General features: G+C 63.4%; 21 protein-coding genes. 6 read left to right on the plus strand and 15 right to left on the minus strand.

The annotated features are described in order from the left end of the window. Positions 1-50: 50 nt before the first annotated feature. From SJ05684_RS18865 to SJ05684_RS18875, 3 genes are read right to left on the minus strand one after another with little or no spacing between them, the layout of a single operon-like run. On the minus strand, positions 51-1,514 hold the full coding sequence (locus SJ05684_RS18865; RefSeq protein ID WP_034857261.1) for a lipopolysaccharide biosynthesis protein: 1,464 nt from the start codon (positions 1,512-1,514) through the stop codon (positions 51-53). Further along, entirely contained in the window at positions 1,511-2,692 is a 1,182-nt protein-coding gene (locus tag SJ05684_RS18870; RefSeq protein WP_034857262.1) for a glycosyltransferase, read from the minus strand. The genes SJ05684_RS18865 and SJ05684_RS18870 overlap by 4 nt, the downstream gene beginning before the upstream one ends. Before the next feature lie 12 nt (positions 2,693-2,704). Beyond that, complete coding sequence (locus tag SJ05684_RS18875; protein WP_034857263.1) at positions 2,705-3,790, minus strand: glycosyltransferase; 1,086 nt, start codon at positions 3,788-3,790, stop codon at positions 2,705-2,707. A gap of 550 nt (positions 3,791-4,340) precedes the next feature. Here SJ05684_RS18875 and ggt point away from each other — a divergent pair. Together ggt and pcaD are read left to right on the plus strand one after the other, a co-directional pair. Continuing rightward, complete coding sequence (ggt, locus tag SJ05684_RS18880) at positions 4,341-6,086, plus strand: gamma-glutamyltransferase (RefSeq protein ID WP_095694312.1); 1,746 nt, start codon at positions 4,341-4,343, stop codon at positions 6,084-6,086. Positions 6,087-6,310: 224 nt separating this feature from the next. After that, positions 6,311-7,126: a 3-oxoadipate enol-lactonase gene (gene pcaD, locus SJ05684_RS18885; protein WP_095694313.1), complete on the plus strand. Its 816-nt coding sequence runs from the start codon at positions 6,311-6,313 to the stop codon at positions 7,124-7,126. Between the two features lie 25 nt (positions 7,127-7,151). Here pcaD and SJ05684_RS18890 read toward each other — a convergent pair whose 3' ends face one another. Beyond that, a complete protein-coding gene (locus tag SJ05684_RS18890; protein ID WP_050979998.1) occupies positions 7,152-9,137 on the minus strand; it encodes an adenylate/guanylate cyclase domain-containing protein in 1,986 nt (661 codons plus the stop codon). Beyond that, on the minus strand, positions 9,137-12,733 hold the full coding sequence (locus SJ05684_RS18895) for a FecR domain-containing protein (RefSeq protein ID WP_095694314.1): 3,597 nt from the start codon (positions 12,731-12,733) through the stop codon (positions 9,137-9,139). The genes SJ05684_RS18890 and SJ05684_RS18895 overlap by 1 nt, the downstream gene beginning before the upstream one ends. A gap of 133 nt (positions 12,734-12,866) precedes the next feature. On the opposite strand from SJ05684_RS18895, the gene SJ05684_RS18900 reads away from it, so the two are divergent. After that, a complete protein-coding gene (locus SJ05684_RS18900; protein ID WP_034854584.1) occupies positions 12,867-13,412 on the plus strand; it encodes a Pycsar system effector family protein in 546 nt (181 codons plus the stop codon). Positions 13,413-13,421: 9 nt separating this feature from the next. Here the strand turns inward: SJ05684_RS18900 and SJ05684_RS18905 are convergent, their stop codons facing one another. The 7 genes from SJ05684_RS18905 to phnG all read right to left on the minus strand — a co-directional run bounded on the left by SJ05684_RS18905 (position 13,422) and on the right by phnG (position 18,652). Then, positions 13,422-14,036: a DapH/DapD/GlmU-related protein gene (locus SJ05684_RS18905; RefSeq protein WP_034854583.1), complete on the minus strand. Its 615-nt coding sequence runs from the start codon at positions 14,034-14,036 to the stop codon at positions 13,422-13,424. Continuing rightward, entirely contained in the window at positions 14,033-14,740 is a 708-nt protein-coding gene (phnL, locus tag SJ05684_RS18910; protein ID WP_034854582.1) for a phosphonate C-P lyase system protein PhnL, read from the minus strand. The genes SJ05684_RS18905 and phnL overlap by 4 nt, the downstream gene beginning before the upstream one ends. A gap of 65 nt (positions 14,741-14,805) precedes the next feature. Then, positions 14,806-15,582, minus strand: coding sequence for a phosphonate C-P lyase system protein PhnK (gene phnK / locus SJ05684_RS18915; protein ID WP_034854581.1), 777 nt, complete (start codon positions 15,580-15,582; stop codon positions 14,806-14,808). Beyond that, a complete protein-coding gene (locus SJ05684_RS18920) occupies positions 15,579-16,472 on the minus strand; it encodes an alpha-D-ribose 1-methylphosphonate 5-phosphate C-P-lyase PhnJ (RefSeq protein WP_034854580.1) in 894 nt (297 codons plus the stop codon). The genes phnK and SJ05684_RS18920 overlap by 4 nt, the downstream gene beginning before the upstream one ends. Further along, positions 16,469-17,563, minus strand: a complete 1,095-nt coding sequence (locus SJ05684_RS18925; RefSeq protein ID WP_034854579.1) for a carbon-phosphorus lyase complex subunit — start codon at positions 17,561-17,563, stop codon at positions 16,469-16,471. Before SJ05684_RS18925 ends, SJ05684_RS18920 begins: the two co-directional genes overlap by 4 nt. 4 nt (positions 17,564-17,567) lie before the next feature. Next, a complete protein-coding gene (gene phnH / locus SJ05684_RS18930) occupies positions 17,568-18,173 on the minus strand; it encodes a phosphonate C-P lyase system protein PhnH (protein ID WP_095694315.1) in 606 nt (201 codons plus the stop codon). Beyond that, the gene (gene phnG, locus SJ05684_RS18935) at positions 18,173-18,652 is read right to left on the minus strand and encodes a phosphonate C-P lyase system protein PhnG (protein WP_034854593.1); all 480 of its coding nucleotides are present in this window, start codon (positions 18,650-18,652) and stop codon (positions 18,173-18,175) included. Before phnG ends, phnH begins: the two co-directional genes overlap by 1 nt. Before the next feature lie 96 nt (positions 18,653-18,748). Between phnG and phnF the strand changes: the two genes are divergently transcribed. Further along, positions 18,749-19,486 (plus strand): phosphonate metabolism transcriptional regulator PhnF, encoded by a 738-nt coding sequence (gene phnF / locus SJ05684_RS18940; protein WP_034854577.1) that lies wholly within the window; start codon positions 18,749-18,751, stop codon positions 19,484-19,486. Between the two features lie 23 nt (positions 19,487-19,509). On the opposite strand, the gene SJ05684_RS18945 is transcribed toward phnF, so the two are convergent. Next, positions 19,510-19,809: a DUF1905 domain-containing protein gene (locus SJ05684_RS18945; RefSeq protein ID WP_034854576.1), complete on the minus strand. Its 300-nt coding sequence runs from the start codon at positions 19,807-19,809 to the stop codon at positions 19,510-19,512. Between the two features lie 119 nt (positions 19,810-19,928). Between SJ05684_RS18945 and SJ05684_RS18950 the strand changes: the two genes are divergently transcribed. Further along, on the plus strand, positions 19,929-21,323 hold the full coding sequence (locus SJ05684_RS18950) for a selenium-binding family protein (protein ID WP_034854575.1): 1,395 nt from the start codon (positions 19,929-19,931) through the stop codon (positions 21,321-21,323). A 167-nt stretch (positions 21,324-21,490) separates the two neighbouring features. Further along, complete coding sequence (locus SJ05684_RS18955; RefSeq protein WP_034854574.1) at positions 21,491-22,117, plus strand: hypothetical protein; 627 nt, start codon at positions 21,491-21,493, stop codon at positions 22,115-22,117. A gap of 5 nt (positions 22,118-22,122) precedes the next feature. Here the strand turns inward: SJ05684_RS18955 and SJ05684_RS18960 are convergent, their stop codons facing one another. Both SJ05684_RS18960 and SJ05684_RS18965 read right to left on the minus strand, forming a co-directional pair. Beyond that, positions 22,123-22,836, minus strand: coding sequence for a glutathione S-transferase family protein (locus SJ05684_RS18960; RefSeq protein WP_034854573.1), 714 nt, complete (start codon positions 22,834-22,836; stop codon positions 22,123-22,125). Positions 22,837-22,854: 18 nt separating this feature from the next. Then, on the minus strand, positions 22,855-23,436 hold the full coding sequence (locus tag SJ05684_RS18965; protein WP_034854572.1) for a VOC family protein: 582 nt from the start codon (positions 23,434-23,436) through the stop codon (positions 22,855-22,857). Positions 23,437-23,482: the final 46 nt, after the last annotated feature.

Raw genomic sequence — 23,482 nt, forward strand, 5'->3', positions numbered from 1 at the left:
GACGATCACGTTTATGATTTTAGGTCGATCTGACCTAAAATCATCATGATCTACTGGCGAAGGGCGCTCAGCCCTCGCTTGAAGACGTCGAGCAAGACCTGGCGCGGCGGGCTTAGGGCGAGCGCGAAGACGAGCGCCACCGCGTAGTTGAGGGCGATGGCCGAGCCGAGTGCAAGTATGTCGGAGGTTCCGGTCAGGGCCTTCGGCAGCAGGCCGTAGCCGAGCCAGGCGACGAGCGCCGATCCGAGAAAAAGGCTCTGCACCAGCAGGAAGTCGCCTGCCGAGACCGGCCCGAGGCGCTGCAGAAGCCATGCCAGAACCGGCACGCGCAGCAAGTAGCCACTCACCGCATAGGCGGCGGCGACGCCGACCGCACCCCATTTAAGGCCGACTGCGAAGGAAAGCACCGTCGTCAGCGACGAATAGATGCCCCAGCGGAACATCGTCTTCGTCTCACCCTGGCAGATGAAGATCCAGCCGGTGGTACTCGAAACCGGCTGCATGAGGCTGGCAATGCCGAGCCAGGCGAAGATCGGCGCCACGGGCAGCCATTTTTCGCCGAAGAGGATGCCGACGGTCGGTTCGGCCGCCAGGGTGAGCGCCGCGATGCCGGGCATGGTGACAATTGCCAGCAGCCAGTTGATCCGCAGATAGATGTCGCGGAAGCGCGCCTTGTCTTCCTGGATGCGGCTCATGAGCGGGATCATCACGCGCGACAGCGGCTGCGTGATGTTCTGCAGCGGAAACAGCAGGAGCTTGTAGGCGCGGTCGTAGTAGCCGAGTTCGGCCGGTCCGGCGAACTTGCCGATCAGGATGTTGTCGAGATTGCGCGAAAAGAAATTGACGAGATTGAAGCCGGTGAGATTGGCTCCGAAGGAGATGATGTCGCGGTCGATCCTGAATTCCGGCCGGCCGGGTATCCAGCGCGTCGACAGCCAGGCCGCGAGAAGCGCAACGGCGGCGGAGGCAGCGGGGCCGATCACCAGCGACCAATAGCCCATGCCGAGCCAGGCAGCCACGGCGGTGACGAGAAGGCCCACGACGGCCGCACAGACGTCGTTCAGCGCCAGTTGGCCGAACTTCAGATGCCGGTTCATCAGCGCGAGCGGCAGGGAGGCAAGGCTGCCGAGAAGCAGCGGCAAGGCCGCGGCAACCGTGATCGCCGTCATGCGCGGATCACCGTAGAAGGTGGCGACGGCCGGTGACAGCGCGACGACAGCGAGCGTGCAGGCAAGCCCAACGAGGGCGCTGATCCAGAAGACCTGATTGAGCTGGCGCTCGCCGATCTCCTTGCGCTGGATGACGGCCTGCTGCAGCCCCAGATTCTGGAAGAGCCCGACGAAGGCGACGATCGGGCTCACGGAGGCGACTAGACCGAAATCCTCCGGAGCCAGCAGCCGGGCGAGCACGACGACGGAAATGAACTGGATCGCCATGCGCACCGCCTGCGCGCCGCCGGTCACCAGCCCGCCGCGCAAAGCGAGGCGTCCGAATTGAAGGGTTTCCTCGTTCAAGCGGCTTGCCTCGTTTTGGCGAAGCGGCTGACGATGCCGGCGAATGCGTCGTCGAGACGCTCCGCGTCGAATTCCGCCTCGACCTTGCGTCGCGCCTCCCGGGCGATCAGCTCGCATCGCTCCGGATGCTCGGCGACGAAGCGGAGCCGGTTGGCGAGCGTCTCGACATCCCGCTCCGGTGCGAGGAAACCCGTCTTCCGGTCTTCGACCAGCTCGGGAATTCCGGAGTGATCGGTGCTGACGACCGTCAGGCCGGCGGCCATCGCCTCCATCAGCGCCACCGGTATGCCTTCGACGTCACCGTTGCTGGCGGTCACGCTCGGCAGGACGAAGGCGTGCGAGCGCTGCAGCCATTGCTTGACGTCCTCATGGGCGAGGCCGCCGAGAAAGGAGACCCGCTCGGCGATGCCAAGGGCGTGCGCGAGCTGTTCGAGCCTCTTGCGCAAGGGGCCGTCGCCGATGATGCGATAGTGCCAGGCTAGCTTCGGCGCCTCGATCGCCAGCCGGCCGAGGGCGCGGAGCGCAAACTCCACCCCTTTCTTCTCGGTGAGCCGGCAGACCGAAACCAGTTGCAGCGACGCGTCGCGCCAGCCCTGCCAGGTATAGGCGATGTTGCGCAGATCGATGCCCATATGATGGACCGCGACCTTCTCCTTCGGAGCGCCGGCCCCGATCAGGGCGCGGCGGAAGAAGTCGTTCACGGTCAGGTTCAGCGTGCCGTATCGGAAGAGGTCGCGATAGCGGCCGAGATCGCCCTCGTGCATCGGCACGCCGACATCATTGCCGTGGAAGATGGTGACGATCGGGGGAGAGAGCCGCTTCCATTTCTTCAGCCGTGCCGCGCGCGCTCCATTGTGGCCGAAATGGGCGACAACCGCGTCGCAGCCGTTCAGCTTCGCGACCGAGGTGAGGTCGAGGGCGGTCGAGACCTTGTCGTGGAGCTTCGGCGGCAGGCGCCGCAATGCGGGACGGGCGGGTGCCGCAGCACCCCACCAGTCGCGGGTTCGCTTGAGAAGCGTCGCCAAGGGCTCCTGGCCGCCATTGGCGAGATGGCAGTCGGAGATGCCGTTGCAGACGATGTCGACCTCGAAGCCGCGCTTGAGAAGGCCGGCCATCTGGCCGATGACGAAGGTTTCCGACAATTGCGGAAATTGTCCGACTACAAAACCGATGCGCATGCCTTATCCGCCTCAGGACGCCTTGCGCTCGGCGGGTCGGCTTGCGGCGGCCCGTTCGAGGACATCGAGGAAGGCGGCGAACTGCCGCGCCGGCTGCATGAGCGGGCGCGCGGCGAAATCCAAAGCGGCTCTCGACAGCTGCTGATATTCCGCCTCGTCGCTCCAGAGGCGACGAATGGCGCTGGTCCATTCGTCGAGCGGCGCATCGTAATCGATAACGATGCCGCCCTCGCCGATCGCTTCCGGCAGCCCGCCGCGGCGCGAGCCGACTACCGGGATGCCACTGCAATGGGCCTCGGATGCGACCCGGCCCCAGGCCTCCTCCCATTTGCTCGGCGCAAGCAGGATCTTCGTGCGGCCGTATACGGTTTTCATGTCGCTGGTGCGGTTTTCCAGCCGAACGTTCTTGAGTGGTGCGATGATCTTCTCGATCTCGGCACGATGGTCGTCGGATAGCTTCCAGCTCTCGACGAAGAGAAAGGGAATGTCCGGGCAATTCGCGGCGATCTGAACGGCCAGCTCGAAGCCCTTCTCCTTGTACGGATTGATGAAGGTCACATGGTCCCGGGTCGTCTGCGTCCTATAGGTTTCGGGATTGATCGTCGGCGGGATGACGACCGAATCGATGCCGAATTTCTGATTGTAGGTCCGCGCGGTGAATTCCGAATTGGCAATGTAGAGAGCGGAGGTCAATTCGCGCAGATCGCCGGCAAGCTCATGGAACTCGACATTTCTCAGATAGACGACCAGAGGCACGCCATGCGCCTCGAGCGCCTTGCCGATCGGCACGGACTTGTGACACTGAACGACGGCCACGTCCGGCTGGAGCTTCTTGACGGCAACGCTTGCCGCCTCCCACGGAAACCAGCCGCGAATGACCGGGTAGCCGGGAAAGCTGTCCATGACGCCGCTCTCGCCGGACAATTTGAGCTTGAGTCTTGCCTTGAAGCCGAAGAAACCATCGCCGAACAGGGCGGCCAGTACACCCGCCTGGTGACCACGGTCGCGCAATTGCTGAACGAGATGGTGCGTGCTCGACTGAACGCCGCCGCTGAACTCGGGATAGTAACCGTTGCCGCCGGCAAACAGAACTTTCATACCGTTTTCTCTCCTTCATAGAGACGTCTTGCCGTACCCGCTTGCACCCTCCCGATCAGCGTGGCGAGATGCACAAACGCCACAATGACGGCAATTGTTGGGTCGCTCGACGAGCGGAAAGGTGCAACTTGCGATATCGGAATAAATGCGTCAGTTAATCGGCGGGCAAGCCGCAGACTGCGGGAACCTTCGCAGACCGGTTCATCCAGCCGCACGTGCTCAGTCCTCGACAAGGCTGCCCGTAGCAAAGGGTGGCGCCATATTGCTGCACCGCAGCAGAGATTGTCACGGCAGGCCTGGACAGTCAATCGAGAGTAATCCTTTCGGATTAGCCCTAAAGGATTGATACGCATGGAGGCATTGACGCGGCGGATGAAGCGGCCCCAAATCAGGCAATGGCGATGAAGAATTTGCCAGCGGACAGACGACCAGCAGACGGAGAGTGAAGGTACTCGCTTTCTCGACTGCAATTTATAGTGCTACAGTCCACGGTTGAAGAGCTGATTCGACGAATCGGGGCGCGGGCGGCCGCGCAAACCGGGAGGTGCGCATGCGCAGTTTCACCTGGAAAAGCCTGTCCATTGCACTGGTATTCGCGCTCGGCTCGGTTTCCCCGCATCCGGGATGGGCCGCCTCGCCCGCTCCGGTCTCGGGCGAGCATGGCATGGTCGTCACCGCCCAGCACCTCGCCTCCGATATTGGTATCGAGGTGCTGAAGAAGGGTGGCAATGCGGTCGATGCGGCGGTCGCCGTCGGCTATGCGCTTGCCGTCGTCTATCCGACGGCCGGCAATATAGGCGGCGGCGGCTTCATGACGATCCGCTTCAAGGACGGGCGCACGACCTTCTTGGACTTTCGCGAACGCGCGCCGCTTGCCGCGACCAAGACCATGTATCTCGACGACAAGGGCGATCTCGTCAAAGGTCTGAGCACCGAGGGCTATCTTGCCGTAGGCGTGCCCGGCCCGGTGGCGGGCTTCGAATTCGCCCGCAGCCGCTACGGCTCGCGGCCACTGAAGGAACTGATGGAGCCGGCAATCGGACTGGCGCGCGAAGGTTTCGTGCTGGAGCAGGGCGATGTCGGTGCCTTCGAGCGGGCGGCCAAGCGGCTGGCGAAGGACCCGGCGGCCGCCGCAATTTTCCTCAAAGCCGACAGCATGCCGTTTGCCGCCGGCGACCGCCTGGTGCAGGCCGATCTGGCCACCACGCTCGCGAGCATCGCGGAAGAGGGGCCGGACGCCTTCTACAAGGGCGGGATCGCCGATCGGATCGTCAAGGCGAGCGTCGAAAAGGGCGGGATCCTTTCAAAGCAGGATTTCGAGCGCTACCGGGTGCGCGAACTCGAGCCGGTCAAATGCAATTACCGCGGCTACGACATCGTCTCCTCCCCGCCACCCTCCTCGGGCGGGGTGATCATCTGCGAGATCTTGAATATTCTCGAAGGCTATCCGCTCGCCTATCTCGGCTATGGCTCCGCGGAGACGGTGCATGCGATGGTGGAGGCGATGCGCCATGCCTATGTCGACCGCAACACGGCGCTCGGCGACCCGGATTTCGTCGAGAACCCCGTAGCGCAATTCACCGACAAGGCCTATGCCCGGGAAATTCGGGAAAGGATCGACCCGTTCAAGGCGGGCGTTTCCGAGGCGCTGACGCCGGCGGACTTTGCCGAAAGCAAGGAGACGACGCATTATTCGATCATCGACGACGAGGGTAACGCGGTCGCGGTCACCTATACGCTGAACGGCTCCTTCGGCGCCGGCGTCGTCGCGCCTGGCACCGGCATCCTGCTTAACAACGAGATGGACGATTTCACTGCCAAGCCCGGTGCGCCCAATCTCTATGGTCTCGTCCAGGGCGAGGCGAACGCGATCGCTCCCGGCAAGACGCCGCTATCCTCCATGAGCCCGACGATCATCACCCGGGACGGCAAGCCGTTCATGGTGATCGGCAGCCCCGGTGGCGCCCGCATCATTACCATCACGCTCGAGGCGATCCTGAACGTGATCGACCACGGCATGAACATACAGGAGGCGGTAGATGCGCCGCGCATCCATCATCAATGGCTGCCGGACAAGGTGTTCATGGAGCCCTATGCGCTGTCACCCGATACGCTCAAACTGCTCGCCACGATGGGGCATGATGTTCAGATCGACGAGAACTGGAAGATCTGGGGGCAGGCGACCGGCATTCTCGTCGGCGGAGGCAGCGTGAGCGAAATCGAGGCGGGCGGCGGGGCACGCTACAACGGCGCCGTCGACAGCCGCATCGGAGCCGGGGCGGCGAGGGGGTACTGAACGGGAAATGAATGCGCGGGCGCCAGGCACGCAAAAGGCTAATCAGTGGAACCTTTTAGATATAGTACGCTTTGACCAAAGAGGGACATGAGCTGCGGGCTGCGGCCAGCTTCAAAGTCCCGATCGTAGAACTGATCACCGGGTGACCTTCTTCTTCACCGTTCGTCGGGCGCGAAGCCGTGGTGCTCCGGATGACCTATCGATGGTGGCGGAGGAAATCTGCGATGCAGTTCGCCCGTATCAATGACAACACGTTTCATTACCGGTTGATCGGGGGGGGTGTCACCGACAAACCGGTGATCGTCTTCGTCAATGCGCTCGGCACGGATCTCCGGATCTGGCGCGATGTCGTCATCAGGCTTGCCGGCGCCCATACGATCCTTCTTTACGACAAGCGCGGCCACGGCCTTTCCGATATCGGCCAGGTTCCCTATTCGATCGAGGAGCTTGCGACCGACCTCGCCGGTCTTCTTGATCAGCTCGGGGTGAAGAATGCGATCGTCTGCGGGCTTTCGGTCGGCGGCCTGATCGCGCAGGCGCTCTATCAGCGCCGCCCGGAACTGGTGCGGGCGCTCGTGCTTTCCAACACCGCCCACAGGATCGGCACGGCCGAGATGTGGGACGAACGCATCGCCGCGGTCGAGGCAAAGGGGCTTGCGGCGATCGCCGACGGGGTGCTCGAGCGCTGGTTCACGCCGGCCTTCCGCCGGCCGGAAAACGTCGCCTATGCCGGCTATCGCAACATGCTGGTGCGCCAGCCGGTGGCGGGCTATGCCGGCACCTGCGCGGCGATCCGCGACGCCGACTATACCGACGCCGCCGGCAAGATCGCCGTGCCGGTTCTCTGCATTGCCGGCGACCAGGACGGCTCGACGCCGCCCGACCTGGTGCGCTCCACCGCCAAGCTCATTCCCGGCGCCCGCTTCGAGATCATCCGCGACGCCGGCCACATTCCCTGCGTCGAACAGCCGGAGGCCCTGCTTACGGTGCTGCGCGGCTTTCTCGCCGCCGCCGCGCGGGCCAGCAGAACGCGCCAGTAATGCCTACGAAATCTCGGAGGAAATCTTACCGCACCAGCCGCTCCCGCTCGCTCTCGTAATATCGTGCGAGCGATGGCAGGGCTGTCTTGAGTTCGGAGAAGAGCCCGTCATCAAGCGTGATTTCGCCGCGATATCTCGCCTCGACATAGGCGCGATGACGGGCGAGCGCCGCAGCTGTGGCGCCCTCGGCGACGGTGAAGACGGGCGAAACCGCGCTCCGCCCCCTGACACTGACCCGGTCGAGTTCGGCGATCGGGTATTTGTGAGCGACAAGCGCGGCGGTGCGTTCGCCGAGAAGCAGGGGAATGCCATAGTGTTTCGACACTCCTTCCAGGCGCGATGCAAGGTTGACCGCGTCGCCGAGGGCGGAATAGTCGAAGCGGCGGGCGGAGCCCATGTTGCCGACTATGCATTCGCCGGTATTGATACCGATCCCGATGCGAAGCCGGCGCGATACGCGCCCCTGCAACTTGGCTTCGGCTTCGAGATCGGCGTTGACCCGAGAGAGCGCGGCCTGCATGTCGCGTGCCGCGGCGACGGCATGGAGCGCATGGTCCGGATCGTCGAGAGGGGCGTTCCAGAAGGCCATCAGGCAGTCGCCGATATATTTGTCGATGGTGCCGCCCTGGTTCAGAACGGCGTCGGAAAGCGGTGTCAAAAGGCGGTTGACCAGCGCCGTCAGGCCTTCGGGATCATCCTTCATGTCCTCCGCGATCGTCGTGAAGCCGCGAATGTCGCAGAATAGGATCGTGAGCGTTCGCCGTTCGCCGCCGAGCTTCAACTGAGACGAGTCCTGCGCCAGCCGTTCGACGAGCGTCGGTGAAAGATATTGGGAGAAGGCGCGCGTGATCGCCCGCCGCCGTCGGCGCTCTTCGGCATAGTCGAGACCCGCCTGGCCGACCGCAACGCCAAAAAAGGCGAACCCGGGACCGAGAGGCGACACGAACAGCTGTCCCAGACGGAGAAGGGCATAACTCCCGACGATCATCAGCGCCAAGGCGAGGGCGCCGGAGCCGAGCGTTTTCCAACTCGCCGCCTTGCGCACGGCAAGCACGGCCGCAAGCGCAGCGAGAAGGATCGCCGGGATGGCGATGGTGGCATCGGCCTGCCTGACGAACAGCCCGTGGATGAGGTTGTCGTATATGGTTGCCTGGATTTCCGCGCCGGCGACGAGGCTGCGCGAATGGACCGTGTCGGAGGTGGCGAAGGCGTCTATCCCGCCGCCGGCAATCGACGGGGCATTCTGGAGGCTCAAGCCGACGATCACGACGCGGTCGCGGAAAACACCCTCGGGCAGGAAATTGGGCGGGTCGAGAGCCTGGTAATAGGAGAAGGTCGGATAGGTCCGCGGCGGACCGAAACTCTGGATCAGCGCATCTTCCGGAGGCGCGGCGGGTTCGCGCCCGGCAACAAGGGCGAGGGCAAGGGCGAATCCATCCGGATAGGCGGGAACCTGCCGCAAGGTCCCGTCCCCGCTGAGATGGACCGACGCAATGCCGACTTTCGCGCCCCGTTGGGTGAAGAGCGGCAGGGGTTCGGTGCGCACGAACTGTTCGGCCTGCGGCGTTTCGATCAGCGATTGGTCGCCGGCAAGAACCACGTCCGGCCCGAGAGCAGTGGCGAGTGCCGCATCATTCTCAGCCGCCGCCGGCTCGGCGAAGACGATGTCGAAAGCGATCGCCCGCGCACCCGCCCCCCGGAGTGCTTCGATCAGCCGGGCGTGGAGCGCGCGCGGCCAGGGCCATTGACTGCCGATCTCGGCCATGGACGGCTCATCTATGGCGACGATGACGGGTCCATCCGCAGGAAGGGCCGGGCGTCGGAAGGTGGAGAAATAGTCGTAGACTCGAAGATCGGCGAGCGTCCAGGCACTGGTGAGCGAGGCAAGCGAGACGAGGACGGTGACGAAAGCGGTGAGGGCGCCAAGCTTCACTTGGCGCGCGGAGGAGCGATTGGCAGCTATCTGCCTGGATATGCCTCGAGTGGAAAGGGCCGGTCGGAGGTCGTTCATCAGAACCGCACTCTGACCGTGCCCTTCACCGTCGTGCCCCAGCCGGGCAAGCCGTCGCTCAGCTCGAACTCCTCGTCAAGCAGGTTGAAGCCGGCGAGTTCCACCTCGATTCGTTTGTCGAAGGGTTCCCACTGCAGTGCGGCGTCAAGCGTCCAGAAGTCGTCGAGCGTCGTGGCAAGGTCCGTGCGCTCGCCAACATAGTTCGCGGCGATGGTTGCTTTGACATTCGCAGTATTGACCCAGGTCAGTGCCACTTGAGCGGCATTTTCCGGCAGGAAAGGAAGGTCGCCGCTGCTCCCCGTAGAGAGGTTTTCGCTTTCCATGCGGGAAACGGTCGCAGACAGACCAAGGCCATGGCCGAGTGCCAGGTTTGCGGTCAATGCCACGCGATCGACTCTGGCTTTGTCGAACGCAAAATCCGTCGTCGAGAATGGAACATTAATCGATCCGCCGCGAATTTCCTGGTGCTGATAGTCGAGCGCAGTGAAGAACCGGTGGTTCCACTCTGCGTCCCAGTGGAGCGCCAGCGTGTCTGCATATCCGTTGGTGCCAGTCAGGAACTGGTTGGGCTGCAGCCCGACGACGCCGATCGGCGCGAGCGTCGCCGCACCGAAGCCATAGCCTTCGCGCTGGACCGCCGCCCGCAGCCAATGGCCCTCCGTCGGCGCCCAGGCGATACCGAATTTCGGCTCGAGCCTGATATTGTTGTCGTTGACGTCCTCGATGTAGCGGGCAAACAGCGCGCCTTCAACGTTGAGGTCCGGCGTGATCTCGTAAAGCCCATCGACATAGGCCTTCGCCACCGTCCGCGCAGAGGACTCGAACGAAGGTGGGAGTGGCAGAACTGGCGGAAAGATGAGGCTGGCTCGAGCCGTGGTGTCCGAGCGGACTCTTCCGCCTTCTGCCCCATAACGCCACGTCAGGTCTCCAGCGCCATACATGTGATTGACCGCGGCGACGTATGTTCGCTCCTTTGCCTCGACATCAAGGCTGGCTCCGGCGCCGGCTGCATCCAGAATGGTGACACTATCGTCAGTACGAAGTTCCTTGAAAAATAGAGCTGCGCTGCCGACGCTACGGTAGTCGAATGTGTGGCTCCAGCCGACGCCCGAAATTATCCCGTCAGCTTCGTCACCGATTTTGACATCCGGCGGAGCGGGCAAAAAGGTCCGGAATTCGTCAAACTCCGAAAGATTCGTGAAAGCCACAAAGCGGTCGTCGGGGGTCGGGCTAGCGGTGAAATAGCCGTTGCCACCGACGATCCGCAATTCGCGATCCATGCGCCCTCCCGCGAGATCTACCGTGTCCCTCGGCTCCTCCCACTGGAACGTGCCGTAGACGCTGATCGGGAACGGGGACACCGTCAATCCGCGGATCGCAGCTTCTGCGACCAAGTCGGTATGATCTTCATTGGCGATGAAGCCGCCGCCAAGCTCCGCCTCGAAAAAGGGGGACTGCAGCAGATTGGCGGTGCGCTCGCGGCTTGCCAGCATGTGTGGCTCGATCAGCAGCCCCTGGATGAGTGCGGAGAAACTGGTGGGATTGACCGTGTTGGTAGTCGTATCCACGGCGAAGTCGTAATTGTTGAAGAACGGATTGACGCTGCCGTGCACGGCCTGGTCAACGTAGCTTGCCCCAGTGAACGGATCAAAGACCGCATCGCCGTAATATTGGCCCCAAGCGTCGAGACCCTGCAGGCGGAAGGCGTCGTTGAGCGTCGATCCCGCTTCCTGGTTGGCGCCAAGCGCCGCCGTGTCGCCGCCTTGCGCCCGGACGCGTCGCATGAAGTCCTGGGCATTGCGGATCGCTGCATCCGCTTCATAGGCATCGATGGCGATGGCCGTGCGAACCTGCGCGACGACGGGATCATTCGGGTCGAGCCTGTCTGCGTTGTCGAGTGCCTGGGCAGCAGGTATCCGGTCGCCCTTTTCGTAATGTGCCGCCGCAAGCAGGAGTTGGGCGTTGGAATAGGCCGGATTGGCGGTGGAGCCGGCGAGCAAGTCTTCGACCGCCTTGTCCATATCCCCGTTCTGCATGTGATATCGCCCGCGCGAAACCAGCGTCACATCGAAGGAAGGATCGATCGCCAGCGCCGCATCGATCTCGCGTTTGGCTTCGGCGAGCCGCAATTCGTCCAGGTATTTGATCGCGAGATTGGCGTGATAGAGCGGATCTGCCGGATCAAGTTCTATCGCCTTCTTGAGAGCCTTCTCGGCGGCGCGGCTGTCGCCCCGTTCGCCTTGGACAAGGGCGATCGAATTCCAGATTGACGGAGAGCCGGGCGCGGTCTTCAGCGCCCGCTCGAGATCGGCAAGCGCGCCTTCCTTGTCGTTTTCGATGTGGAGCCGGTAGTTCGCGCGCGATTCGAGTGCGGTCGGATCGTCTGGGTCGATCGCCAGCGCCTTGTCGATGCCGCCGCGCATCTCCTCACGATCGTCGAGCAGCATGGCAAATTGCGCGCGGGCGGCGGGCAGGGTGGCATCGTCCGGGTGCTGCCTTTCCGCTCTCTTGAGCGTCTCGATCGCGGCACGAATATCTGTGCTGAACCCGGCCGTCCAAGCCTCGGCCAGCGCGCCATAGGCGCCGGCCGCCACCCGCGGGGGACCCTCGACCCGGGCGGGATTGGCGAGCGCGCGGGCGAAATATCCGCCATAGTCGGCGATGGGCCGGCGTTTGGCATCAAGACCGCGCGCAGCCTCGGCAAAGAGCTTGGCCGCATCGTTGTGGCGGTTCTCGGAACCGGCAATGAGCGCCTCAATCAGGGTGTCACGCGCGGTCTGCGACCGATCGAGACCCAGTCGCCGCGCCTGTTCAAGTGCTGCCTGCGCCTTTTGGCGCCCGTCGAGCGTCAGGTGGATTTCGGCCAGCGTCAGCCAGTCCTCGGCGGTCCGGGAGGACTCCGGCTGCGCCTCGATCCGCCCGCGTTCCCGACGCATATCGGAAACCTTGAGCGGCGAAGGCGGCATCCAGACGAAGGCATCGCGCAGCGACAGATGGAAGAGCATCTGTTCGCGGTCCTTCGGCGTAACGATGACGATCTTGGTCGGCGCGCTGCCGATCGACGCGACGGCTCCCTCGCCCCGCTCGACCGTCACGCTGCCATAGGCATTTTTCAGCTCGACCACACCTTCGAGGACGATGAGCGAGGTCTTGCCGTCGGCGCCGACGGTCAGCGTCCAGTCCGTTCCGCGAATGGCAGCGGTCGCGGCGGGCGTGTCGATCGCCAGACCCTCGCCGCCACGTTCGGCGCGGGCCCAGATCGCGCCCGATTGCAGTTCGAGTTTGGTATCGCCCTGGCCGATCTCCTTGACGCGCAAAGCCGTGTTTCGCCCCAGTCGGATCTGCGTCCGGTCCGCAAAGAGCACGGCGAGCGCACCGGTGGCGTTGGTTCGCAGAACATCGCCGGCCAAAAGGTCCTGGGCGAGATTGACGATCTGCCAGTTGGACACGTCGACGAAGCGCACCTCCTCGCCGGATTTGCGGGAAATGACGGAGCCGGCGACGGGCGTGGGGCGCGGCAGCGGCTCGGCAAACGCCGGCCCTGGCGCAACAAGCGCGATTGCAGCCAGACATGCCCCCTTAAGTGTCGCCCGCATCAGCGATTGATCCCCTCGTTGCATGAATCCAGTGGATTTCGGCGGGCGAAAAGTCAAGATCGCCCTTTTGGGCAGGATTGTTTTATTGCGTCGGTGTAATAAAGCTGAAACAGCGCATGAGGGGTTGTTGGCGATGAGCGTGGGCGGAAACCTGCTTAAACTTGAGAGCGGGGATGAATGTTTGGGTGACCGCGAAGCGGCGCCGGAATATTACGATCACATTCGAAAGATCAATGACGTCTTTTATGATCAGATCAAGATGTCCGATCAGAAGGCGGCCTATATTTTCACTTTCATGTTCGCTTTTCTGATTACTTCTCAAGAGGGCAGGGGAGTCTTTACCTGGCATCTCTACGTAGAAGCCGATTCATTGTCGATGATATTTTCGGCCGTTCTGGCGATGGCCTCTATCTTTTCAATCATATCGGCAATTCTCGTTGTTCTCCCGAGGAAGAGCGCCACTTCGACGACTTTGTTCTGGGGTGCCTGGCCGGCCCATCGTGCCGGCTTTCTCCAGGCTGCGGGTGGCGGCGACCGATCCTATCTCCTGCGCCAGTACGTCGAAAATGCCGATGTGCTTTCGGTGATTGCGTGCAGCAAATACCGCTGCGTGGCCTTTGCCTTCCGCGGGCTGCTCGTCACCGTGATCTGCTATGTCTGTCTGCTCGCCGTGAAATAGCCGAACGGGTCACCCGTACCGCATCAAAAACTCCTCGGCCGAGAGGTGCCGGAAGTCGTCGAGTGCGTGCCGCAGCCTGTCATGATCCCAGTCCCACCAGGCGACCCGGTCCATGGCCTCGCCGATCTCCGCCGTAAAACGCGCGCGGATGAGCTTGGCGGGCACGCCGCCGACGATGGTGTAGGGGGCGACGTCCCTGGAGACGACGGCGCCGGCGCCGATTACCGCGCCGTTGCCGACCGTCACGCCGGGAAGGACCGTGGCGCCGTGGCCGATCCAGACATCATGGCCCATGGTGACGCGGTTCTGGCGGCGCCAGGCAAAGAGGTCGTGATCCGGCTCGGCGTCGTCCCAGTACATCGGCGCGCGATAGGTGAAATGATGCAGCGTCGCGCGCCAGGTCGGATGGTTGGTGGCGTTGATGCGTACGGCCGCGGCGATGTTGACGAACTTGCCGATCGTCGCGCACCAGATCGAACCGTCCTGCATGATATAGGAATAGTCGCCGAACTCGACCTCCTCGAGGCGCGAGCGCTCCTGGATTTCCGTATAGCGGCCGAGCGTCGAATTCGCGACGCTCGCGGTCGGATGGATAAAGGGTTCGATCCCCAGTCTTTTGCTCATACGGCACTCTTCCTCGGCGAGAACTCGGATACGTCGATGATGCGGTCGGCGACGGCGTCGCGCACTTTCTCGTCGTGGAAGATGCCGACGAGCGCCGCGCCCTCGGCCTTTTTTGCGGCGATCATCTCGACGACGACGGCACGGTTCCTGGCGTCGAGCGAGGCGGTCGGCTCGTCGAGCAGCAGGATCTTGTGGTCGGTGATGAAGCCGCGGGCGATGTTGACGCGCTGCTGTTCGCCGCCGGAGAAGGTGGCAGGCGGCAAGTCCCAGAGGGCATTCGGCAGGTTGAGTTTCGACAGCACGTCCGCCGCCCGCTCGCGCGCCTCCTCGACCGCGACGCCGCGCGCCTGCAACGGCTCGGCGACGATATCGAGGGCGGAGACGCGCGGCACGACGCGCAGGAACTGGCTGACATAGCCGAGCGTCACGCGGCGCACCTCGAGTACCAGGCGCGGCTCGGCCGCGGCGAGGTTCACGAGCCGGCCGTCATGCTCCATCAGGATCTGGCCTTCGTCGACGCCGTAATTGCCGTAGAGCATCTTCAGGATCGAGCTCTTGCCAACGCCGGAAGGACCACCGAGAACCACGCATTCGCCGGACTTGACGGAAAAGGCGACGTCAGCCACCACGGGCAGGCGGATCCCATCGCGCAGGTGCATGGTGAAGCTCTTGGAGACTTCTGAAACAACAAGCGGAGTAGCCATGACGTTTATTCTCCTTGCCGCATGAATTTGTCCGTAGACCGGGTTCCACCTTTCGGCATCATGCGTCAGACCTGCAGGATCGATGAGACGAGAAGCTGGGTGTAGGGCTGGCGCGGATCGTCGAGCACCCGGTCGGTGAGCCCCTGTTCGATGACGGCACCGTCCTTCATCACCATCATCCGGTGCGACAGGAGCCGCGCCACTGCGAGATCGTGCGTGACGATGATCGCCGAGAGTCCCAGATCGTGCACGAGCCCGCGCACGAGGTCGAGCAGGCGTGCCTGTACGGAGACGTCGAGGCCGCCTGTCGGCTCGTCCATGAAGACGAGGCGCGGGGAGGTCACGAGATTGCGGGCGATCTGCAGGCGCTGGCGCATGCCGCCGGAAAAGGCGCGCGGCTGGTCGTCGATCCGATCCTCGCCGATCTCTACGCGTTTCAGCCAATCGCCGGCGGTGGCACGGATCCTGCCATAGTGCCGGCCGCCGACCGCCATCAGCCGCTCACCGACATTGGCGCCGGCCGAGACCGTCATCCGGAGCCCGTCGGCCGGATTCTGGTGCACGAAGCCCCAGTCGGTCCGCATCAGGAAGCGGCGCTCCGCCTCGCCCATGCGCGCGAGATCGCGGTACTGGCCGTCGCGCATGTGGTATTCGACGATGCCGGAGGTCGGCAACAGCCGTGTAGACAGGCAGGAGAGCAGGGTGGTCTTGCCGGAGCCGGACTCGCCGACGATCGCAAGCACTTCGCCCGGATAGAGTTCGAAGGAGACGTTGCGGCAGCCGATGCGGCTCCCGTAGAACTTCGACACGTCATTGACCTTGAGGAGCGGTGCAGCGCTCATCGGGCGGCCTCCTTGCCTTCGCGCTCGGGACGGGCGAGCATGGAACCGCCATGGCCTTGCGCTCGCCGGTCTTCGCAATGGTCGGTATCGGAGCAGACGAACATCCGCCCGCCCTTGTCGTCGAGCACCACTTCGTCGAGATAGACGTTGTCGGCGCCGCAGAGCGCGCAGGGCTTGTCGAATTTCTGGATCTCGAAGGGATGGTCCTCGAAATCGAGGCTGACGACTTCGGTAAAGGGGGGCACCGCATAGATGCGCTTCTCGCGGCCTGCGCCGAAGAGCTGCAGCGCCGCGGACATGTGCATCTTCGGATTGTCGAATTTCGGCGTCGGCGAAGGGTCCATGACATAGCGGCCCTCGACCTTCACCGGATAGGCGTAGGTCGTGGCGATATGGCCGTTGCGGGCGATGTCCTCATAGAGCTTCACATGCATGAGGCCGTATTCTTGGAGCGCGTGCATCTTGCGCGTCTCGGTCTCGCGCGGCTCGAGGAAGCGCAAGGGCTCGGGGATCGGCACCTGATAGACGAGCGTCTGGCCCTCCTTGAGCGGCTCCTCGGGGATGCGGTGGCGCGTCTGAACGATCGTCGCCTCCATGGTTCTGGTGGTGACCGCGACTTTGGCGACCTTCTGGAAGAAGGCTCGGATCGAGACGGCGTTGGTGGTGTCGTCCGCGCCCTGGTCGATGACCTTCAGCACATCGTCAGGCCCAAGAATCGCGGCGGTGACCTGCACGCCGCCGGTGCCCCAGCCATAGGGCATCGGCATTTCGCGCGAGGCAAACGGCACCTGATAGCCGGGAATGGCGATCGCCTTGAGGATCGCCCGTCGGATCATCCGCTTCGTCTGTTCGTCGAGATAGGCGAAATTGTAGGTGGCAAAGTCGTTCATTCGGCGGCCTCCTTCATGCTGTCGCGGGCGGCCTCATATTCGCGGCGCATACGCCTAACCAAGTCGAGTTCCGCCTGGAAGTCGACGTAATGCGGCAGCTTCAGGTGCTCGACGAATCCCGTCGCCTGGACGTTGTCCGCGTGCGAGATGACGAACTCCTGGTCCTGGGCGGGAGCGACGATGTCCTCGCCGAACTCGTCGGTCCTGAGCGCCCGGTCGACGAGCGACATGGACATGGCCTTGCGTTCGCTCTGGCCGAAGACGAGACCATAGCCGCGGGTGAATTGCGGCGGCTCATTGGCTGAGCCCTTGAACTGGTTGACCATCTGGCATTCGGTGATGCGGACGACCCCGATCGAGACGGCGAAGCCAAGCTCAGGAAGGTCGAGTTCGATCTCGACCTCCCCGATGCGGATCTCGCCGACGAAAGGATGGGTGCGGCCGTAGCCGCGCTGGGTGGAGTAGGCGAGCGCCAGCAGAAAGCCTTCGTCGCCGCGGGCGAGCGCCTGCAGGCGCAGGTCGCGCGGCATCGGGAATTCCATCGGTTCGCGGGTCAGGTCGCCCACGACATGGCCCTCCGGCATCGTCCCGTCGTTTTCGATCAGCCCCTCGCTGTCGAGGATGTCGGAGACGCGCATCACCTCGTCGCCCGGCTCCTTGCGGGCCGGTTCGGCGACGGCTGCGTCGCCGAGCAGAGACGGGTCGATGAGGCGGTGGGTATAGTCGAAGGTGGGGCCGAGCAGTTGGCCGCCGGGCAGGTCCTTGTAGGTTGCCGAGATGCGCCGCTCGATCTTCATCTTCGCAGTGTCGATTGGCTCGGACGAGCCGAAGCGGGGCAGCGTGGTGCGGTAGGCACGCAGGATGAAGATCGCCTCGATCATGTCGCCGCGCGCTTGGCGCACAGCAAGGGCGGCGAGGGATCGGTCGTAGAGCGAAGCTTCCGCCATGACGCGGTCGACGGCGAGGCCGAGCTGCTCCATGACCTGCTCGATGGTGATCGCCGGCCGCGCGCGATCGCCGCGGCGGCGATCGGCAAGCAGCCGATGGGCATTGGCGATGGCAGCTTCCCCGCCTTTGACGGCTACATACATGGTCTCACTCCTCGATCGACAATCTGGTCGTGCGTGGCAGGCAGAGAACGCCTTCTTCGGCCGTCAGCACCAGGTCTATGCCGGGGGGGAAAATCGCCCGGTTGGCCTTCCAGAGATCGAGGAAAACGTCGGGCAGTCCTTTCGGCGCGACGGTGGTCTCGCCCTTGATCCCCGGTCCGCGAGCGATCATTCGGCATCCGCCCGTCAGGGCCTCCACCTCTATCACCAGGGTCGTCGAGCGGTCCGGATATTCCTGCGAACCGAGCGCGTACTGGTCGAAGCCGGGGATTGCGCCGCCTTTCTCGATGAAGGCGAAGCGGGCCTCGGCCTTGACTTCCGTGATGCTGGCGCCGGTATGGAAGGCGATCCATTGCGGCATCGCGGATTTGGAAAGTGTCGGGGAGAGCCAGACAGGCGTATCGTGATCGCAAAGGGTCAGCGCGACCGCACCGCTGGCCCGGCCGAGCGGGGACGGCGGTTCGGCGCCTGCCGAAGGGCGGCCAATAGTGCCGGGTCGGGCGAAGCAGTCCATCAGCATGCGGAAGACCGATTGTGCCGCAAAGACCGGGTCGGCAAAGGCACCGGCGTAGATTTGCGATTGGGCGCCCATCAATCCTCTCCCCGGACCATGGTGAAGAAATCGACGCGGGTCGCAGCCGTTTCCTCGGCCTTGCGGCGCTCCTCGTTTAGTAGGCGCGCTGCGATCTGCCGGTGCAGTGCCTCGACGGCGGGTCTATATGCCGGGTTCTGATAGAGCGCGTCGAAGATCGCCGCAAAGCGGGCGCGCTCCTTGTCGGTGCCGAGCAATTGTCCGTGACCGATCTCGCCGCTTGAAAGCCTGACCGTCGCACGCGTCACCGTCGCCTCGCCCAGATTGAACGGGTCGCCGCCACCGCCGATACGGCCGCGCACCATGACCAGTCCTGTTTCGGGTCCGCGCACCGCCGCCACTTCCGGTTTGTCGGCGATTGCCTGCCAGGCGGCGGCGAGCTCGGCGCCCGTGGCGCGGGCGAGAAGCCGCATGGCTTCGCGCCGTTCGGCGGCGGGTTCCGGAAGGTCGTCATGGTCATGCTTTTCCGTCGCGTTCATGATCATACTCTACATGTCTATTGATCTAGACAACTATACATCTTATATCCTTTCTTAGCCTTCGCAAATGACAGGCCTGTGACATCGGTGAAGAAAATGGTGGCAAGGAAGACGATCGAGCGGCGGACTGGGGTTGCGCTCTGGCGGCAGATCACGGATCGCATACGGCTCGCGATCGGCAATGGCGAGTACGATGCGACCGGAATGGTGCCGCCCGAGACGGCGCTGGCGCGCGAATTCGGCGTCAACCGGCACACGGTGCGCAGCGCCCTGGCGGCGCTTGCGGAAGAGGGGCTTGTGCGAGCCGTCCAAGGGCGCGGCACGCTGATCGAGCGCAAGGACCGGGTGATCTATCCGATCTCCCGGCGGACCCGTTTTTCTGCGGGACTCGGCCGGCAGGTGAAGGAGATCGGCTCAAGCCTGCTCGGACACAGCAAAGTGCAGGCAAGCGGTGAGGTCGCCGCCGCCCTTGCGCTTCCGCCGGGATCCCTGGTGGTGGAACTGCAGACCGTCAGCAGCGGCGACGGGCGGCCGCTCTCGGCAACCGTTGCCTATTTTCCGGCGGAACGGTTTCCTGAAATGGCGCAGCAATATGCGCGTCTTGGGTCCGTCACGAAGGCGTTTGCGGCACAAGGGCTCGACGACTATGTCCGTGTGTCGACGGAGATCGTCGCCCGACACGCCGGTGCGGCGGAGCTCGAGCTTCTCAAGCTTTCGCCCGGCGCGATCGTCCTTGAGGCGCTCTCGGTCAATGCCGATCTGGACGGACGGCCCGTCGAATACTCGCGCACGCGTTTTGCCGCAGATCGGATGAAGTTCAGGATCGAGACTTAGCGCAGCGGCTACCGGCCGATGCGCTAGGCACGAGTCAGCATCAACGCAACCTTCACGGTTTGGCCGGTCGTCAAATTCTCTTTCCGTCGCACCTCCGCCTTTAGCGGCAGGAGAAACGAGCCCGAGCTCTTGTCTGGAAAGATGGATGTCGTCCATTCGGTCCTGCCCGCCCGCGCGAGCACGGCTTGGCTGCCCCAGCCGGTCTTCGTCGGCTCGGCCGCGAACCTGATCTGCACGGCAATGTCCTGTGGCAGCGTGACGAAATGCCAGCCGCCTTTCCCAGGATAGAGCCAAAGCTCCGCTTCGAAATCGAACTGTTCCACTGATCCTCGCTTAGCCGTCGCCCGGATTATGGCAAGGCGCCGCATTTCCGACGAGTTTTTGCCGTAACTGTTAATTCTTGCATCAGGATCCACGCATTGTCTCTTTGGGGAGAACAGACATGGCGACGTGGCGACCCGATCCTTCCTTCTACCCATCACCGCGCATGGCTGCAAAGGCTCCCAGGGAGACCCTTGCCTATGTCGCTGCCTTCGACCCGGACCGGCAACGGCCCGACGCGATCGCGGTTGTCGACGTCGCTCCGGCGTCCCCGACCTACTCGCAAATCGTCGGGCAGGTCGAGATGCCGAATGTCGGCGACGAGCTCCATCATTTCGGCTGGAATGCCTGCTCGTCCTGCCTCTGTCCCAATGCGCCGCATCCGCATGTGGAGCGACGCTATCTGGTCGTGCCCGGCCTGAGGTCATCGCGGCTTCACATCATCGACACCAAGCCGGACCCGAGGAGGCCTGAGATCGTCCGCATCATCGAGCCGTCGGAGATTGCCGAAAGGGCGAATTACTCGCGGCTGCACACGATCCATTGCGGCCCCGAAGGGATTTACGTCAACGCGCTCGCCGACCGGAACGGCAATGCGCCGGGCGGGATCTTCCTCCTCGACCACGACAGCTTCGACGTGCTCGGTCAGTGGGAATTGGATCGCGGACCGCAAAAGCTCGCCTATGATTTCTGGTGGCATCTCGGCCATGACACGATGATCACCAGCGAGTGGGGAACGCCAGATACCTTCGAGAACGGCCTCGTTCCCGAGGTGCTGCTCGGTTCGAAATACGGCCGACGGCTGCATTTCTGGGATCTCACCAAGCGCAAGCACGTGCAGGAGATCGACTTCGGCGAGGAACATCAACTCGTCTTCGAACTGCGCCCGGCCCACGACCCGACCAAGGCCTATGGCTTCGTCGGCTGCGTCATCAGCCTGAAGGATCTCTCCGCCTCGATCTGGACCTGGTATCGCGAGGGCGACAAATGGGCGGTGAAGAAGGTCATCGAGATCCCGGCGGAGCCCGCCGATCCGGATCTGCTGCCGCCGGTCCTCAAGGATTTCAAGGCGGTCGCGCCGCTCGTGACCGACATCGATCTCTCGATGGACGATCGCTTCCTCTATGTTTCCTGCTGGGGCACCGGCGATATGATACAGTACGACGTTTCGGATCCCTTCGCGCCGAAGGAGACGGGGCGGGTACGGATCGGCGGCATAGCCTCGCGGGCCAGCCATCCGAAGGCGTCGAACGGTGCGCTGAATGGCGGCCCGCAAATGGTCGAGATCAGCCGTGACGGCAAGCGGGTCTATTTCACCAATTCGCTCTATGGCGCGATCGACCCGCAGTTCTACCCGGAGGGTATCGACGGCTGGATGGTGAAGCTCGACGTCGGCGACAATGGCGGCATTGGCTTCGACGAGAACTTCTTCGTCGATTGGCCGAAGGGGCATCGGCCGCATCAGGTTAGGCTCGAAGGAGGCGATTGCTCCTCGGATTCCTATTGCTATCCTTAAGGGGCGTGGGGCGGCGCGAGGTAAATGACGGCCCTCATCCGCCCTGCCGGCCACTTTCTCCCCGCTCGCGGGGAGAGGGTCAGGGGTGAGGGGGCCATCGCGCCTCCAACGGTTCAATTGACTATGAAGTCTTAAGGAGAGCGGTCCGTGCGGCCGCACCGGAGCAAATGACGAATATCTGGCCCTGGCTTTCTCTGGCGGGCCTCGGTGCGTTCCACGGCGTGAACCCGGCGATGGGCTGGCTCTTCGCCGTGGCGCTGGGCCTCCATCGGCAAAGTGCCCGGATCGTCTGGCTGTCTCTCGTTCCGATCGCCCTTGGTCACGCCGCGTCCATCGCAATGGTGCTGTTGGCCGTGACGGCATTCGGCACGATATTGGATCTGCCCAACCTGCAGCTTGCGGCAGCCTCCATCATTCTAGCTCTCGCGGGCTACTATGCCATTTTCGGGCACCGTCATCGCGCGAGGGTCGGGCTGCGGACCGGCATGGCGGGACTTGCACTTTGGTCCTTCCTGATGGCGACGAGCCATGGTGCAGGGCTGATGTTGGTACCCGCGGTTCTGAGCCTTTGCTTGACAAACGAGGCCGGGATTGCCGGCATGGGCAACTCGCTCCCCATTTCGCTCGCCGCGGTCGGCGTCCACACGGGTGCGATGCTCGCCGTGATCGCCGTGATCGCGCTGATTGTATTCAGCCGGCTCGGCCTTGGCGCCCTTCGGTCAGCCTGGATCAACTTCGACCGCCTCTGGACGCTGGCGCTCGGTGCGACCGGGATCATCCTGCTGATCTCATAGAGCGTTCAGGCGGTTCCCGTAAGCTCCTCGTTCCGCTGCGCCTTCACATAGGCGATGTAGCCGCGAACGTCGGCGGCCGGTTCGGAATAGGCCGTCCCGAGCGTTTTCTCCACCGCTTCCATATGGGTCGTCGCCCAGGCCGGCAGGGGATAGTCGATCGCCTCGAGAAATTCGAGTGTAGCGGCCAGTCTAATGTCGGCGATCGACGGTTGGTCTCCGCCGATGAAGGGCTTGCCAGCCATGTAGAAGGTATGGAAGACCTCCAGCGGTTCGGCAATCGCATCCGCGGCGGTCTTGCGCGCTGTCTCCTTGGTGTCATGGTCGGCATCGCTGTAGCCGACCTCGCCCGGATATTGCGGGAAATGGAGAGCCGGATAGGTGGCGCGTGCGAGATAGGGATAGAAGGTGCCGATCAGGTAGAACATGGCGCTGTCGATCATCGCGCGCCTTTCCGGCTCCTTGGGGTAGAACTGGTCGAGCCTGTGCTTGTTGCAGAGATATTGCATGATGGCGCAGCTTTCCCAGAGCGCACCCTTGGGCAGGTCCGCCGTTTCGATCATCGGCGTCAGATGCGAGGGTGCCCTCGCCAGATATTCGGGGGTGCGCGTCTGCCCGTAAACGTCGTGTTCTACGAAATCGAGTTTCGCTGCCCTTACGAACACGCGAACCGTCATATTGTTGACGCTGGGCTTGATCACATTGAGTACTAGCTTCGACATGACTGAACCTCCCTTCTTTCAGTAAGGATTCTTCGGCGCGCGATCGGCCGACAGCGTCGGCCGCGCGCGTTGTACGAGCGCTTCGATCGCATCGGCGAGATGCACCTCGGCAATAGCGTAGTCGCCGCGCGCCACCCGGATTTTGTGCGCCTCCATCAGCACCTCGGCATGGGTATGGCCGGCCGGCGGTTCGAAGCGGTAGGAGGCAAGTTCGATCAGGAGACCGAGCGGGTCCTCGAAATAGATCGAATCCATGAAGCCGCGATCCTTGACGCCGCTGTGCCGGATCTCCCGCTCGTTCAACCGCTCCACCGCCTGCTGAAAGGTGGCGCGCGACACGGCGAAGGCGATGTGGTGCACACAGCCGATATCCGTCGGCGTACGGTTCGGGTCGGGCCTGCGATTCTCGTCGGTGAATATGGTGATCAGCCGCCCGTCGCCCGGATCGAAATAGAGATGGCTTTCCGATGCCCGGTCGAGGTTCGGTTGTTCGAAGATGAAGGGCATGCCGAGCACGCCTTCCCAGAAATCGATCGATGTCTGCCGGTCTGCGCCGACCAGAGTGATGTGATGGACCCCTTGCGATTGCAGCTTTCGCATTGTCCGTCCTCCCTGTGAAACCCGCGCATCCGCTGCGGAAGTTCGC

It is taken from the genome of Sinorhizobium sojae CCBAU 05684 (genome assembly GCF_002288525.1).
GTDB classification, from domain to species: Bacteria; Pseudomonadota; Alphaproteobacteria; order Rhizobiales; family Rhizobiaceae; genus Sinorhizobium; species Sinorhizobium sojae.

Bases quoted from the DNA above. Each gene is read 5' to 3' on its own strand.
- SJ05684_RS18870 (WP_034857262.1), bottom strand. From the start codon at position 2,692: ATGCGCATCGGTTTTGTAGTCGGACAATTTCCGCAATTGTCGGAAACC.
- SJ05684_RS18875 (WP_034857263.1), bottom strand. From the start codon at position 3,790: ATGAAAGTTCTGTTTGCCGGCGGCAACGGTTACTATCCCGAGTTCAGC.
- ggt (WP_095694312.1), top strand. From the start codon at position 4,341: ATGCGCAGTTTCACCTGGAAAAGCCTGTCCATTGCACTGGTATTCGCG.
- pcaD (WP_095694313.1), top strand. From the start codon at position 6,311: ATGCAGTTCGCCCGTATCAATGACAACACGTTTCATTACCGGTTGATC.
- SJ05684_RS18890 (WP_050979998.1), bottom strand. From the start codon at position 9,137: ATGAACGACCTCCGACCGGCCCTTTCCACTCGAGGCATATCCAGGCAG.
- SJ05684_RS18895 (WP_095694314.1), bottom strand. From the start codon at position 12,733: ATGCGGGCGACACTTAAGGGGGCATGTCTGGCTGCAATCGCGCTTGTT.
- SJ05684_RS18900 (WP_034854584.1), top strand. From the start codon at position 12,867: ATGAGCGTGGGCGGAAACCTGCTTAAACTTGAGAGCGGGGATGAATGT.
- SJ05684_RS18905 (WP_034854583.1), bottom strand. From the start codon at position 14,036: ATGAGCAAAAGACTGGGGATCGAACCCTTTATCCATCCGACCGCGAGC.
- phnL (WP_034854582.1), bottom strand. From the start codon at position 14,740: ATGGCTACTCCGCTTGTTGTTTCAGAAGTCTCCAAGAGCTTCACCATG.
- phnK (WP_034854581.1), bottom strand. From the start codon at position 15,582: ATGAGCGCTGCACCGCTCCTCAAGGTCAATGACGTGTCGAAGTTCTAC.
- SJ05684_RS18920 (WP_034854580.1), bottom strand. From the start codon at position 16,472: ATGAACGACTTTGCCACCTACAATTTCGCCTATCTCGACGAACAGACG.
- SJ05684_RS18925 (WP_034854579.1), bottom strand. From the start codon at position 17,563: ATGTATGTAGCCGTCAAAGGCGGGGAAGCTGCCATCGCCAATGCCCAT.
- phnH (WP_095694315.1), bottom strand. From the start codon at position 18,173: ATGGGCGCCCAATCGCAAATCTACGCCGGTGCCTTTGCCGACCCGGTC.
- phnG (WP_034854593.1), bottom strand. From the start codon at position 18,652: ATGAACGCGACGGAAAAGCATGACCATGACGACCTTCCGGAACCCGCC.
- phnF (WP_034854577.1), top strand. From the start codon at position 18,749: ATGGTGGCAAGGAAGACGATCGAGCGGCGGACTGGGGTTGCGCTCTGG.
- SJ05684_RS18950 (WP_034854575.1), top strand. From the start codon at position 19,929: ATGGCGACGTGGCGACCCGATCCTTCCTTCTACCCATCACCGCGCATG.
- SJ05684_RS18955 (WP_034854574.1), top strand. From the start codon at position 21,491: ATGACGAATATCTGGCCCTGGCTTTCTCTGGCGGGCCTCGGTGCGTTC.
- SJ05684_RS18960 (WP_034854573.1), bottom strand. From the start codon at position 22,836: ATGTCGAAGCTAGTACTCAATGTGATCAAGCCCAGCGTCAACAATATG.
- SJ05684_RS18965 (WP_034854572.1), bottom strand. From the start codon at position 23,436: ATGCGAAAGCTGCAATCGCAAGGGGTCCATCACATCACTCTGGTCGGC.